Consider the following 12,955-nt stretch of genomic DNA (forward strand, 5'->3'; position numbering starts at 1 on the left):
GGTGAGCGAGCAGCAGCAGTCGGAGCGGCCGGACCGGCGGGCGGGGCGACGTGTCGTCATCGTCGGCGCCGGCATGGCCGGAGTACAGACGGCGGTGGCCCTGCGGGAGCAGGGCTTCACCGGCCCCGTCACCCTGATCGGTGCCGAACCGCACCAGCCCTACGACCGGCCCCCGCTGTCCAAGGCGGTACTGCTGGGCGAGGCCGAGGGCTCCGCGTTCGATGTCGACTTCGAGGCATTGGACATCGATCTGCGGCTGGGGCGCGAAGTCACCGGTGTGCGGCCCGGGGCGCACGAGCTCGACACTCCGTCAGGGCCTGTTCCTTACGACGTCCTGGTGGTCGCGACCGGCGCCGAACCGATCATCCTGCCCGGTACCGAAGGCGTTCCCGGTGTCCATCTGCTGCGTACCCTCGACGACGCGGCACGACTGCGGCCCGTCCTCGACGAGCGGCACGGCGTCGTGGTCGTCGGAGCGGGCTGGATCGGCGCGGAGTTCGCCACCGCGGCCCGCGCCGCGGGCTGCGAGGTCACCGTCGTCGAGGCCGCCGACCGGCCGCTCGCCGGCGCGATGCCCGCCGAGGTGGCTGCCCCGATGGCCGCCTGGTACGCCGAGAGCGGCGCCGAACTCCTCACCGGGGCCCGGGTCGAGCGCATCGAACCCGGCCGCGTGATCCTCGCGGACGGCCGCGCGATCCCGGCCGGAGCGGTCGTCGTCGGCATCGGCGCACGGCCCTCCACCGCCTGGCTGGCCGGTTCCGGCATCGCCCTCGGCCCCGACGGATCGGTGACCGCCGACGATGCGCTGCGCACCTCGCTGCCCGATGTGTACGCGGTGGGCGACTGCGCCTCGTTCCCCTCCGCCCGATACGGCGAACGCCTTCTCGTCCACCACTGGGACAACGCCCTCCAGGGCCCCCGCACCGCCGCCGCCAACATCATCGCGGCAGGGGCCGAGGACGGTCCGGCGCCGCAGACCTACGACCCCGTGCCGTACTTCTGGTCCGAGCAGTTCGGCCGGTTCGTGCAGTACGCGGGCCACTGCGGGGCGGCCGACACCCTGCTGTGGCGCGGCGATCCGGCGGAGCCCTCCTGGTCGGTGTGCTGGCTGCGCGACGGCATCCTGGTCGCGGTCCTCGCCGTCGGGCGCCCCCGTGATCTGGCGCAGGGGCGCAGGCTCATCGAGGCGGGGGCGCGGCTCGATCCGGCACGGGTCGCGGACCCCTCCGTACCGCTGAAGTCGGCGACCCTCTGACGGCGTACCCGCACCCCCGTACGGTCGGCCCGGCTACCGACTGTCGGTCCGGGATGGCACGCTTGTCCCCGTGACCGAGATTGACGCAAAGATCGATGCTCTCGTCCCTGCCTGGCTCCACCTCCCCGACATCGCGGAAATGCTCGATGTCGAGGTGACGCGCGTGCGGCAGCTGGTCAAGGAGGGCCAGCTCATCGCCGTACGACGTGGTGAGAACCGGGCGCTGCAGGTGCCTGCCGCCTTCATCGCGGGCGACAAGGTCGTCAAGGGCCTCTCCGGCACCCTGACGCTGCTGCGGGACGACGGCTTCACCGACGAAGAGATGCTGGAGTGGCTCTTCACCCCCGACCCGACCCTGCCCGGCACCCCCGCCCAGGCGCTGAGCGAGAATCGCGGCACGGAGGTGAAGCGTCGCGCCCAGGCGCTCGCCGTCTGACCGCCGGCCGTAGGTGAGGTGCGGGCCCCGTGGTATGGCGCGGCCCGCACCCCGCACCGTTCCGATCAACCGCTCCACGACGCTCTCCAGGGGGAACCGCACCATGTCCACGCCTCGCGCGCTGCTGTCCGACGCCCGGCTGTATCTGTGCACGGACGCCCGCAAGCGGCAGGGCGACCTCCCCGCCTTCCTGGACGCCGTCCTCTCCAGTGGGGTGGACATCGTCCAGCTGCGCGACAAGGGCATGGAAGCGGCCGAGGAGCTCGAACACCTGGCCGTCCTCGCCGAGGCCTGCCGACGCCACGACAAGCTCCTCGCGGTGAACGACCGGGCCGATGTCGCCCACGCCATCGGCTCCGACGTGCTGCATCTCGGCCAGGGCGACCTGCCGGTGCCCGCCGCCCGCGCCGTCATCGGCGAGGAGGTGGTCATCGGCCGCTCCACCCACGCGGAGTCCGAGGTCGACGCGGCCGTCGCCGAGCCCGGTGTGGACTACTTCTGCACCGGCCCCTGCTGGCCCACGCCGACCAAGCCCGGCCGGCCCGCCCCCGGTCTGGACCTGGTGCGCTACGCCGCCTCGCTCGGCACGCGGCGCCCGTGGTTCGCCATCGGCGGGATCGACGCGGGAAATCTCGACGAGGTGCTGAACGCCGGAGCCCGCCGGGTGGTCGTCGTGCGGGCGATCACCGAGGCCGCCGACCCCACCGCCGCCACCGCGGAGCTCGCCGGGCGAATCCGGGCACGCGCTGGGGACTGATCCGGCCAGATGTCCGAGGAGTGGACAAACAACCAGTCAATTCGGACAATTAACGCTGGTCTGGTCCTGTGGTCGTCGCACTCTGGTTAACCTGCCCGTATGGCCCTTGGCACATCTTCCACCAGGACGGATCACGCGCGTACGGTGCGTGAGCTCCTTGCGACCGGCAAGACCTCGTATTCGTTCGAGTTCTGGGCGCCGAAGACCGAGAAGGGCGAGCGGAATCTCTGGAACGCGCTCCGCCGTGTGGAGGCGGTGGGGCCGAGCTTCGTCTCCGTGACCTACGGCGCCGGCGGCTCCACCCGGGCCGGAACGGTCAAGGCCACCCAGCAGATCGCCGCCGACTCCACCCTCACCCCGGTCGCGCACCTCACTGCGGTCAACCACTCCGTCGCCGAGCTGCGCAACATGATCGGGCAGTACGCCGATGCCGGAATCCGGAACATCCTCGCCGTGCGCGGGGACCCGCCGGGCGACCCGATGGGTGAGTGGGTCGAGCACCCGCAGGGTGTGCGGTACGCGGCCGATCTCGTCCGGCTCATCAAGGAATCCGGCGATTTCTGTGTGGGCGTCGCGGCATTTCCCGAGATGCATCCCCGCTCGACCGACTGGGACACCGACATCCGGCATTTCGTGGACAAGTGCCGCGCCGGTGCCGACTATGCCATCACTCAGATGTTCTTCAATCCGGAGGACTATTTGCGGATGCGTGACCGCGTGGTCGCGGCGGGTTGCGAAACTCCGATCATCCCCGAGGTCATGCCGCTGACCAGCGTCAAACAACTGGACCGGTTCGCGCAGCTCAGCAACGCGTCTTTCCCTTCCTCTCTGAAAGAACGCATCCTCGCCGCCAAGGACGATCCCGCCGCTGTACGCTCCATTGGTATCGACTTCGCAACGCGGTTCTGCGCGAGGCTGCGCTCCGAGGGTGTGCCCGGACTGCACTTCATCACGCTCAACAACTCGACGGCGACGCTCGAAATCTACGAGAATCTCGGACTGCACAAGCAGTCGTGACCGGCCGTACCCGCCACGACCCGGGGCGGTGGCCGTAGGAGGGGGCGGGCATGGGCTGGACGGTCCTCTACATCGCGTTCGGAATAGTCGCGCTGTGGCTGCTCGGCGAGGTGCTCCTGCAGTACAAGGCGCGTCTGCGCTGGCGTCTGCTCGCCTTCGCGGGCTTCGCCTGTGTCGTCGTCGGCGTGCTGATGCCGTCCGTGTTCGTCATCGCCGTCGGCACGATCGCGTTCGCGACCGGCCAGACGTACGTCACGTTGTCCTTCCGGCGGGGCTTCTCCACCGGCTGGGCGATAGGGGGCAGCCCCGGCGCGAGCCGCCGCCGCCGGGGTGGCGGCGAGCGGGCGCGCCGCGAGCCCACCCTTGAGGTGTCGGACCTGGAGATGGAGTACGACGGTCAGGTCCCCGGGGCGGATGCCACGGCACCGGCGGCCGCGGTCTACGAGCCGGAACCGCTGCCGGACGACACCGGGCAGTACGGCGTCTACGGCGATCACCGGCAGTCGCAGCAGTCGCCCCCGGGTCCGCAGCCCGAGCAGCAGCCCCAGTACGCCGCCTATGAGCCCTACGCCGACCACTCCACGTACGCGGCGCACGGCCAGGACCCGCACGCCGGTCACGATTCCTTCGGCGGGCAGGACTCCCTGGCCGGCCAGTACGACTACGGCACCGACCGGCAGCAGTACGCGGCGTATTCCGATCCGTACATCGGGACCGGCACCACCGGCGGCTCCACGCAGTACGTCTCGTACGACAGCCACGGCAATGGCTTCGACGGCTACGGGGCCCAGCAGCAGCATGCCGCCGACCCGTACGCCCAGGACTACTCCACCGAGACCCCGCCCGGCGGTGTCTGGGTGCCGCAGCAGCGCGAGGGCGAGCAGTACCCGGCCGCGCCCGCGCAGCAGCCCGCCCCGTACCCCAACGGCTACGCCAACGGCAACGGCTACGACGAACAGCAGTACCGCTACTGACACTGACGACGGCCCGGCCAGGGGCTGCGGGGGAGACCGGGGGCGGGACAGCGCCCGGAGACACCCCGAACCCCCGGAGCGCCGAGGGCAGGGTCTTTCTGCCTCACTGGGAGCCCCGGAAGCCGTCCCCCTCCACGATCAGCCCGGCGACCAGCGCCCCCGACATCCCGGCGTGGGCGAGCCCGCCGCCCGGATGCGACCAGCCGCCCGCGGCGTAGAGCCCGGGCAGTCGGGTGCGATTACCTGGATGCAGATACGCGCCCTCCGCCCCCGCCAGCGCGGGCGCGGGCACCGAACCGCCCTCGGCACCGGTCTCGGCCGCGGTCTCCGCCGGGGTCCGTACCTCGGCGTGGAGCAGCCGCTCCCGTATGCCGGGCACGACCGCGCCGGCCGCCTCGATCAGCGCGTCGGCACACCGCTCGCGCAATGCCGCGTCCGTCCAGTCCACCGCCCCGTGCGGAGCGACCGTCGCCATCAGTGTCACCGCCTCGTGCGCGTCGTCGGGGCGGGTCGTCGGGTCGTCGGGGCGCAGCACCGTCACCGTGGGACGGCCGGCGAGCCTGCCGCCGAACACCGCCTCGCGCTCCGCCCCGCCGTCGGCCGGGTGCACCAGCGTCCGGTGCACGGCATCCGCGGGCCGGGCGCCACGCAGCGACAGCAGGACCAGGAACCGGCCCGGCAGTACCCCCTGGCCCGGCCGCGGCTGCACCGTCACGTCGCCGTCCTGCCACGGCTCCTGACCGGGCACCAGCCCCGGATGCGGGCGGGCCCCCAGCACCACATGGGCGGCCTCGGCGACCGTCCCGTCCGCCAGCTCGACACCCGCCGCCCGGCCGTCCTTCTCGACGACCCGGGCCACCTCGCCGCCGAAGACGAACTCCACCTTCCGGGCCAGACACCGCTCGTACACCGCCTGTGCCAGGGCCCGGATCCCGCCGGATACGTACCAACTGCCGAAGGTCTCCTCCATGTACGGCAGCAGGGCGGCCGCCGCCGGTGCGCGCAGCGGGTCCAGCCCGTACGACAGGGCGTATCCGTCGAGGAGGGCCGCGAGCCGGGGGTCCGGGAGCTCCCACGCCCCGATCTCCGTCATCGTGTCCGCCTGCCGGGCCGGACGCAGCAGCCTGCGCTGCCGGAGCGCCGGATAGGGATCACGTCCGAGCACCTGCCAGTCGGCGCGCAACGGCTCTTCGAGCAGCGGGCGCCTCGACCGGTCCCAGGCATCCCGCGCCCGGTCGAGGAACTCGCCCCAGGCCGTGCCCGCACCGCTCCCGAGCGCGGCGTCCAGGGCGGCGACCACTCCGGCCCGTGAGGCATTCGGCAGGGACACCGCCGTGCCGTCCGCGAAGACGTGACGGCTCGCCGGATCGACCTGGGTCATGCCGACGCACCGCTCCAGCGGCTCCTTGCCCGTCTTCACGAACAAGTCGCGGTAGACCGCGGGCAGATGCAGCAGCATGGGGCCGGTGTCGAAGGCGAAGCCCTCATGGGCATACCGGCCGACGGAGCCGCCGAAGGTCTCCGACCGCTCGTACACCGTCACCCGGTGGCCTGCCACGGCGAGCCGGGCCGCCGCCGCCATTGCGCCCATCCCGGCGCCGATCACCGCAATACGTGCCATGTCAGTGACCTTAACGGCCGCCTGTGACACTGACGACCTGGTGCACGACAGGGAGTGGATCAGGTCGTTACTCCAGCGGCCAGTGCGAACCCGCCCCGGCCAGGCGTTTCTCCTCGCGGCGCCGGCTCCTGCGGCGCAGGAACCGGCGGATCCGGGAGGCCAGGAAGAGCAGTGTCACGATGCCGAGCAGCAGCAGCGTCCCGGCGATGACGGCGGCCACCAGCGGATGGAATATCGCGAAGGTGACGATCCCCGCGACGCCCAGGTCCTCGGCCGTGCTCACCGCGATGTTGCTGAACGGCTCGGGAGAGCTGTTGACCGCCATCCTGGTGCCCGCCTTCACCAGATGACTCATCAGCGCGGTGGAACCGCCGATGGCACCAGCCGCGAGCTCCGGCAGCGAACCGCTCTCCCCGGCCAGCAGGGCAGCCACGACGGCACCGGCGACCGGCCTGACAACGGTGTGCACCGAGTCCCAGACCGAGTCCACGTACGGGATCTTGTCCGCCACCACCTCGCAGAGGAAGAGGACAGCGGCCACCACGAGGACATCGGTGCGCTGCAGCGACGCGGGCACCTCGTCGGAGAGGCCGGTCGCGCCGAAGACACCGAGCAGCAGGACCACCGCATAGGCGTTGATCCCGCTCGCCCAGCCGCTTGTGAACACCAGGGGGAGTACGGACACGGGGGCGATCGTAACCAGAAGGCGCGCGGGCGGGGATGGGGTTCGGCGCGCAGCCCTGAGTATCCGTACCTAGGCGGTGAGATGAGTAGGTACGCGGATGGGCTCCGACCTGCGTTGACGGGAGAGTGGAGCACACGGAGAGGGCACGGCCCGGCACCGCCGGCACGGGGCGGCGGAACGGGCGCGGTACCCCCTCCGGAACGGGGGAGCATGACGGAGGGCCCGGGGACCACGGGGGAGAACGGGGGTCACGGGGGAAGGTTCTCCGACGGCACGGAAGGCGCCGGTCCGGCGCAGGCTCGGGGGGATCGAGCCTCGCCGGGCCGGCGCCTTCGTGCATCGGTGCGCCAGATCGCCGCGGGGACGGCCGGGGTGGGGGGCCGGGCGGCCCCACACCGTGGGTCAGCGCCCGCTGACCCTCCCGTGCAGCAGCAGCGACAGCGCCGAGTGCACATCGTCGATCGACCGCTCCGGCTGGAACGCCTGCCAGTCCAGGGCCGCCACGAGCACCATCCCGACCAGGGCCGCGGCCGTCAGCGGAATGTCGATCTCCTCGCTGAGCTCACCGTTGTCCACGCCTTCGCGCAGCACCCCCTCGACCACGGCGACGGCCTCCTGACGCACCACCAGGAGGGTCGACTGCCAGGCCCGGTTGGTGCGCCACAGCTCCGCGACGTAGAGCTGGGTGAAGGACGGATAGCGGTCGATGAAGGCCAGACCGGCCCTGATCATCGCGTCCAGGGCCTCGACCCGGGTGCCGCCGCGCGCCCCGGTCCCCTCGGCCGCGGAGCGCAGCGATGCCGTGAGCAGCCCGACGCCATGGCGCAGCAGCTCCTCGAAGAGCTCGGTCTTGCTCTTGAAGTTGTAGTAGACCGTGCCCTTGGCGACCCCGGCGCGCTCGGCGATCTCGTCCACCGTGGTCGCCGAGAAGCCCTTTTCGGCGATGAGCGTGACGGCCGCCTCGTAGAGCCTCTGCCGGGTGGCCTGACGGCGTGTGGTGCTACTGCTTTCCATACCCCCGATTCTCACAGGTCCGGGCGCGCTCACAGGCTCAGCTCCGGGTGAAGCCGGTCCAGGGTCCACACCTGCTTGCGGCGCGCGGAGAGCGCGGTGAGGGCCAGCGCCCCCGCCGTGAAGGCCAGCAGCACCGCACAGCCCTGCCAGACCGGTCCGAGACCGCCGCCCGTGATCAGCCGCCGCAGCCCGTCGACGATGTAACTCATCGGCAGATAGGGGTGGATCGCGTTGAAGAATCCGGGGCTGGTCTGGACGGGATACGTACCCCCGGCCGAGGTCAGCTGGAGCATCAGTACCGCGAGCACGAGGATGCGTCCCGCGGCCCCGAAGCGGGCGTTGAGCCACTGCACGATCGCGGCGAAGCAGCAGGTGACCAGTGCCAGGAAGCCGATCGTCCCGGCGGCCCTGGTCATCTGCAGCCCGAGTCCCCAGTGCAGCACGGACATCAGAGCGGCCACCTGGAGCAGACCGAGCGCGGCCACCGGCAGCCAGCCCGCGAAGGCGATCCGCCAGGCGGAGGCCCCGGCGGCCAGTGCCCGCCGGTTGAGCGGCTGGATGAGCATGTACGCCACCATCGCGCCGACCCAGAGGGAGAGCGGAATGAAGTAGGGGGCGAAGCCCGTGCCGTAGTTGGGCGCCGCGTGCAGCGACTTGGAGGCCAGCTGCACCGGGTCGGCCATGACTTCGGTACGCGCGTCGCGGTCCTTCTTGTCGTAGTCGGGGATCTTGCCGACGCCGTCGTTGAGCCCCTGGGCGAGGCTGGTCGAACCGTCGCCGAGCCGGATCAGCCCGCTGTCCAGGTCGTTCGCACCCTTCTTGAGGTTGCTCACGCCGGTGTCCAGGTCGGCGGAGCCTGTCCTGGCCGTGGCCAGACCGGTGTGCAGTTCGTTCGCCCCCTTGGCGACCTTGTGGGCGCCGGTGTTGAGCGCGTTGACCTTCTCCACGGCGGACTTCAGGTCCTTGTCGAGATGCGGCGCCGCCTTGGCCAGGCCGCCGGCCTGCTGCTGCAGCGTGGCCAGCTGGGTGCGCAGCTTCTTCAGATCACCGTTCTGGTTGGTGACCAGCGCGTTCACGTCGTCGGCGACCTTCGACACATCGGCCGCCGCGGCCTTCGCGCGCTTCAGCGGCGGGCAGACGGTGGGGTCGGCGGGCGACTGTTCCGTGCAACTGGTGCGGTAGACCTCGGCCAGGTCGTCGGAGGCCGTGCGGGCGGTGGTGGCCGCGGTGGGTGCCGCCTCCACCAGCACGTCGAGGTTGTCCCGGACGGTCTGCGCGGAATCGGCGACCAGCCGGGCGGTGTCGCCGATCGACTTGCCGTTGTCCTTCAGGAACGGGCGTACGTCGCCCGCCACCCCGTTGACCTTGTCGGCCAGCAGCTGGGTGCCGTCGGCGACCTGCCGGGAGCCGGTCTCCAGGTCGCCCGCGCCCTTGTTCAGCCTGACGATGCCACCGGCCAGGTTGCTGCTGCCGTCCTTGGCGTTCTTCAGCCCGTCGGCGAGATCTTCCGAGCCCTTCTTCGCCTTGCCGATACCGCCCTTGAGGTCCTCGGCCCCCTTGGCGGCCTTCGCCGTCGCGTCGTGGAGGTCGGAGAAGTTGATGAAGATCCGGTCGAGGAAGCCGCGCGAGGCGTTGGTCGAAGCGGCGGTGCGCACCTCGGAGAACACCGACCGGGAGATCTGCCCGACGATGTAGTTGTTGGCGTCGTTGGTCCGCACCTGGAGTGCGCCGGTCTCGGGGGAGTCGCCCGAACTCGACGCGATCCGCTTGCTGAAGTCCGACGGCATGGTGAGCGAGAGGTAGTACGTGCCGTTCTCGACGCCCTTGTGCGCCTCGGCGGAACTCACCTCGTGCCACTCGAAGGTCTTGGAATCGAGGAGCTTTCCGGTGATCTCGTCGCCGGCCGCGACGTGCTTCCCGTCCGTGGTGACGCCCTTGTCGTTGTTGACCAGCGCGACCGGGATCCTGTCGAGGCGGCCGTACGGGTCCCAGAAGGAGCACAGGTACAGGGCGCCGTAGAGCAGCGGCAGCAGCAGGAGCGCGATCAGCGCGGCGACCGGCAGCTTCCCCCTGCCGAAACGCTTCAGCTCAAGCGCGGCCAGTCTCGGCGAACGCATCGGCCGGTCCCTTCTCGGTCGTGGTGTCCTCGGCCGGGGCGTCCTGGGTGTCCGCCGGTGCGGCCGTGGTGTCGGTACGTACGGTGACGGCGCCCTCGGGCGCCTGGCTGCACACCGCGAGCACGGTGGTCCCGCTGTCGGCGATGGACCGCAACAGCTCCCAGGCCTCCGCGCGTTCGGCGTCGGACAGCTTGAGGTCGGTGTCGTCGACCGCGACCAGCCTGGGTCCGCCGATCAGTGCGAGGGCGATGGACAACCGCAGTGCCTCCAGCCGTTCCAGATCCCGGACGGAGGTCCGTTCGGCCTTGGGCAGGGTGGCGGTGTCGAGTCCGGCAGCGGCCAGGGCCGCGTCGATCCGTCCCCGCGCGGCGGCGACGCGCTCGGCGCGCGGGCGCAGCAGAGCGCGCAGCGAACCGTCGAAGCGGTGTTGCAGCAGGGCCCGCTCGCGCAGGTGCTCGGCGACGGTGAAGGCCGGGTCGAGCTCGTTGACCCCGGGCACCTGGCCCAGCGCGCCGAGACGGCGTACGGCCGCCATGTTGCGGGGCAGGCGCAGCCCGCCGATCTCCGCGTGGCCCTCGGTGGGGCGCATCCGGCCGGTGAGAGCGAGCAGCAGGCAGGTGCGGCCGGAGCCGGACGGGCCTTCGATCGCCACCAGTGAGCCGGGGCCGGCCTCGATGTCCACGCCCCGGAAGGCCCAGCCGCGCGGCCCCTTGAGCCCGAAATCCTCTGCGGTGACGGCTGCCCCGTGCGGGCTGTCCACAGACTCCCCCTCGTTTTGCACTGACCGGTCAGTACAAAAAGATAGCCCGAACTCGCTGTCGAAGCAAAAGGGCAGGTCAGGGGTCGGTCGAGGTCGATTGTCAGTGGTGCCCCTCACGATGGATACATACGGCCACGAAGCCGTTACACGAGACAGGAGGTTTCGTCATGGCCCATTCCTCCGCAGCAGCGGCACCCCGGCGCCGCGCGGCCGGCCCTGCCCCCTCACTGACCGGTCCGGCACACGACGTCCATCCCGTTCCGCGCCGCACCGCGGCGCCGCCGGCCGCCCTCGATCTGCTCGCCCAGGCCCGCACCGGTCTCGACGAGGCCGCCGTTCTCGATGTGCCGAACGAGCGGTATGCCACCGCCCACCTCGCCGCGCTGCGCATCGCCGCGGCCGTGCTCGCCGCGCGGGGCCGTCCCGAAACCTCCCGGCGGCGCCGGGAGCGGATCCGCAGCGCCTGGGAAGTCCTCCCGGAAATAGCCCCGGAACTGACCGAATGGAGCGCACTGTTCGCCTCCGGGGCCCGCCGCAGGGCCCGAGCGGAAGCCGGGATACCGGGCGCGGCCAGTCGGCGGGACGCCGACGACCTGCTGCGGGACGTGGCGATGTTCCTGCGCCTGGTCGAGCGGTTGCTGGTCCTTCAGCCGGTGCTCCCGCAGGCCCGGAAGGAGCGGCCCGACGCGCGATGACGGTGACGGCGGTGCGAGGCAATAGGGTGGACAGTACCTGTACCACCTGCACTGTTCACGCTCCGCCGTCAGCGGCGGCACCGTGCCGAGGAGTCATCTGCCGTGTCGGACCAGCTGCGCCCCCGCGCCTCCCTCCGTACCGCCGTGGTCTGGGAGGTCCTGAAGGACGCCCTCGACCACCAGGTCAAGGCGACCGGCAGGGACGCCCTGGATGTTCTGGACACCGGCGGCGGCACCGGCAACTTCGCGGTGCCGGTCGCTCGTCTCGGCCACCGGGTCACCGTCGTCGACCCCAGCCCCAACGCGCTCTTCGCCCTGGAGCGCCGCGCCGCCGAGGCCGGGGTCGCCGACCGGGTCCGCGGTGTCCAGGGCGACATCCACGGCCTGTTCGACGTGGTGGAGCGCGGTGGCTACGACGCGGTGCTGTGCCACGGAGTCCTGGAGTACGTGGACGACCCCGCCGAGGGCGTACGCAACGCCGTCGAGGCGCTCCGTCCGTCCGGTGCGCTCAGCCTGCTCGCCGCCGGGCTCGGCGGCGCCGTCCTGGCACGGGCGCTCGCGGGGCACTTCACCGAGGCCAGGCGTGCGCTCAGCGACCCGGCGGGCCGCTGGGGCGACGGGGACCCGGTGCCCCGGCGCTACACCGCGGAGCAGCTGACCGAGCTGGTCTCCGCCGCGGATGTCGAGGTCGGCGCGGTCCACGGCGTACGGGTCTTCGCCGACCTCGTCCCGGGCGTCCTGGTGGACACCGAGCCCGGTGCCATGGAGGCCCTGCTCAAGCTGGAGGCGGCCGCCGCCGAACTGCCCGCCTTCCACTCGGTCGCGACGCAGCTGCACGTTCTGGGCACGAAGCGCGCCTGAGCGCGAGCCCGCCGACCGGTGGTGGCTCACCTCAGCGTGGCTGATCAGGGACGCAACCGCAGATGGAGTACGTCTCGGGGCCCCCGATCGGGGGCTTCGCCACGTATGATCGGGGAACACCATCCGGCATGACGGATCGGAGGTTGGGGAATCAACGCCTCAGCAGCTGAGCCGTCGTGGCGGCCCGGACTGGCTGATTGGCAAAGAGGGCGGGTTTCACGGGGGCGAATCCCTGCCTATCCTGGAAGGGCCGCATACCGGCCGCCCCCCGCGGCCGACGACGAGGAGGACTCCGTGCCGCTCTCGGAGCACGAGCAGCGAATGCTCGAGCAAATGGAGCGAGCGCTGTACGCCGAAGATCCCAAGTTCGCGACAGCGCTCGAGGGAAGCGGGCTGCGTACGTACACCCGGCGACGGGTCTACCAGGCGGTCGCAGGCTTTCTGGTGGGTATCGCGCTCCTCATGGCCGGAATGGTCGCCCAGCAGATCTGGATCAGCGTGGTGGGGTTCCTCGTCATGCTCGGCTGTGCGGTCCTTGCGGTCACCGGTTGGCGCAAAGCCCCGAAGCCGGGCGAGCAGCAGGCAGCCGGAGGCAGCGGCGGACGCCGCCAGCCCAGGCAACGCCGGACCGTCATGAATCGGATCGAGCAGCGGTGGCAGCGTCGCCGTGACGAACAGGGGCAGTAGAGCCTCGGACACTCTTGGATGAGGGGCGGCCGCGTCTGCGCGGCCGCCCCTCACATGTGTCGACCGCAGCCTCCGG

General features: G+C 71.4%; 13 protein-coding genes. 8 read left to right on the forward strand and 5 right to left on the reverse strand.

Annotated elements, in window-relative coordinates; genetic code table 11:
* The first annotated feature begins 1 nt into the window (after position 1).
* The 5 genes from ACF1B9_RS01980 (at position 2) to ACF1B9_RS02000 (ending at position 4,439) form a co-directional block, all read left to right on the forward strand.
* The gene (locus ACF1B9_RS01980) at positions 2 to 1,255 is read left to right on the forward strand and encodes an NAD(P)/FAD-dependent oxidoreductase (protein WP_391740015.1); all 1,254 of its coding nucleotides are present in this window, start codon (positions 2 to 4) and stop codon (positions 1,253 to 1,255) included.
* 70 nt (positions 1,256 to 1,325) lie between these two features.
* Positions 1,326 to 1,691 (forward strand): Rv2175c family DNA-binding protein, encoded by a 366-nt coding sequence (locus tag ACF1B9_RS01985; RefSeq protein ID WP_361442324.1) that lies wholly within the window; start codon positions 1,326 to 1,328, stop codon positions 1,689 to 1,691.
* A gap of 103 nt (positions 1,692 to 1,794) precedes the next feature.
* Complete coding sequence (gene thiE / locus ACF1B9_RS01990; RefSeq protein ID WP_391740014.1) at positions 1,795 to 2,448, forward strand: thiamine phosphate synthase; 654 nt, start codon at positions 1,795 to 1,797, stop codon at positions 2,446 to 2,448.
* A gap of 99 nt (positions 2,449 to 2,547) precedes the next feature.
* Positions 2,548 to 3,465, forward strand: a complete 918-nt coding sequence (gene metF, locus ACF1B9_RS01995) for a methylenetetrahydrofolate reductase [NAD(P)H] (RefSeq protein ID WP_376280304.1) — start codon at positions 2,548 to 2,550, stop codon at positions 3,463 to 3,465.
* Between the two features lie 50 nt (positions 3,466 to 3,515).
* A complete protein-coding gene (locus ACF1B9_RS02000) occupies positions 3,516 to 4,439 on the forward strand; it encodes a hypothetical protein (RefSeq protein ID WP_391740013.1) in 924 nt (307 codons plus the stop codon).
* Between the two features lie 103 nt (positions 4,440 to 4,542).
* Here the strand turns inward: ACF1B9_RS02000 and ACF1B9_RS02005 are convergent, their stop codons facing one another.
* From ACF1B9_RS02005 to ACF1B9_RS02025, 5 genes are all read right to left on the reverse strand, one after another.
* Positions 4,543 to 6,060, reverse strand: coding sequence for a phytoene desaturase family protein (locus tag ACF1B9_RS02005; RefSeq protein WP_391740012.1), 1,518 nt, complete (start codon positions 6,058 to 6,060; stop codon positions 4,543 to 4,545).
* 67 nt (positions 6,061 to 6,127) lie between these two features.
* Entirely contained in the window at positions 6,128 to 6,745 is a 618-nt protein-coding gene (locus tag ACF1B9_RS02010; RefSeq protein WP_351078150.1) for a DUF4126 domain-containing protein, read from the reverse strand.
* A gap of 402 nt (positions 6,746 to 7,147) precedes the next feature.
* Complete coding sequence (locus ACF1B9_RS02015) at positions 7,148 to 7,759, reverse strand: TetR/AcrR family transcriptional regulator (protein WP_376280292.1); 612 nt, start codon at positions 7,757 to 7,759, stop codon at positions 7,148 to 7,150.
* 29 nt (positions 7,760 to 7,788) lie between these two features.
* Positions 7,789 to 9,876 (reverse strand): YhgE/Pip family protein, encoded by a 2,088-nt coding sequence (locus tag ACF1B9_RS02020; RefSeq protein WP_391740011.1) that lies wholly within the window; start codon positions 9,874 to 9,876, stop codon positions 7,789 to 7,791.
* Entirely contained in the window at positions 9,848 to 10,636 is a 789-nt protein-coding gene (locus tag ACF1B9_RS02025; RefSeq protein WP_391740010.1) for an ATP-binding cassette domain-containing protein, read from the reverse strand. The genes ACF1B9_RS02020 and ACF1B9_RS02025 overlap by 29 nt, the downstream gene beginning before the upstream one ends.
* Before the next feature lie 167 nt (positions 10,637 to 10,803).
* Here ACF1B9_RS02025 and ACF1B9_RS02030 point away from each other — a divergent pair, with 167 nt between their 5' ends.
* From ACF1B9_RS02030 to ACF1B9_RS02040, 3 genes are all read left to right on the forward strand, one after another.
* The gene (locus ACF1B9_RS02030) at positions 10,804 to 11,331 is read left to right on the forward strand and encodes an SAV_6107 family HEPN domain-containing protein (RefSeq protein ID WP_351078140.1); all 528 of its coding nucleotides are present in this window, start codon (positions 10,804 to 10,806) and stop codon (positions 11,329 to 11,331) included.
* A 102-nt stretch (positions 11,332 to 11,433) separates the two neighbouring features.
* Positions 11,434 to 12,192 (forward strand): methyltransferase, encoded by a 759-nt coding sequence (locus ACF1B9_RS02035; RefSeq protein ID WP_351078139.1) that lies wholly within the window; start codon positions 11,434 to 11,436, stop codon positions 12,190 to 12,192.
* 294 nt (positions 12,193 to 12,486) lie between these two features.
* Positions 12,487 to 12,879 (forward strand): DUF3040 domain-containing protein, encoded by a 393-nt coding sequence (locus ACF1B9_RS02040; protein WP_351078137.1) that lies wholly within the window; start codon positions 12,487 to 12,489, stop codon positions 12,877 to 12,879.
* The last annotated feature ends 76 nt before the right edge of the window (positions 12,880 to 12,955 follow it).

The sequence above is a fragment of the Streptomyces sp. NPDC014727 genome, from assembly GCF_043083485.1.
Taxonomy (GTDB): domain Bacteria; phylum Actinomycetota; class Actinomycetes; order Streptomycetales; family Streptomycetaceae; genus Streptomyces.

Excerpts from the sequence above, each read along its gene's own strand:
- ACF1B9_RS02005 (WP_391740012.1), bottom strand. The coding sequence starts at position 6,060 with ATGGCACGTATTGCGGTGATCGGCGCCGGGATGGGCGCAATGGCGGCG.
- metF (WP_376280304.1), top strand. The coding sequence starts at position 2,548 with ATGGCCCTTGGCACATCTTCCACCAGGACGGATCACGCGCGTACGGTG.
- ACF1B9_RS02000 (WP_391740013.1), top strand. The coding sequence starts at position 3,516 with ATGGGCTGGACGGTCCTCTACATCGCGTTCGGAATAGTCGCGCTGTGG.
- ACF1B9_RS02020 (WP_391740011.1), bottom strand. The coding sequence starts at position 9,876 with ATGCGTTCGCCGAGACTGGCCGCGCTTGAGCTGAAGCGTTTCGGCAGG.
- thiE (WP_391740014.1), top strand. The coding sequence starts at position 1,795 with ATGTCCACGCCTCGCGCGCTGCTGTCCGACGCCCGGCTGTATCTGTGC.
- ACF1B9_RS02015 (WP_376280292.1), bottom strand. The coding sequence starts at position 7,759 with ATGGAAAGCAGTAGCACCACACGCCGTCAGGCCACCCGGCAGAGGCTC.
- ACF1B9_RS02030 (WP_351078140.1), top strand. The coding sequence starts at position 10,804 with ATGGCCCATTCCTCCGCAGCAGCGGCACCCCGGCGCCGCGCGGCCGGC.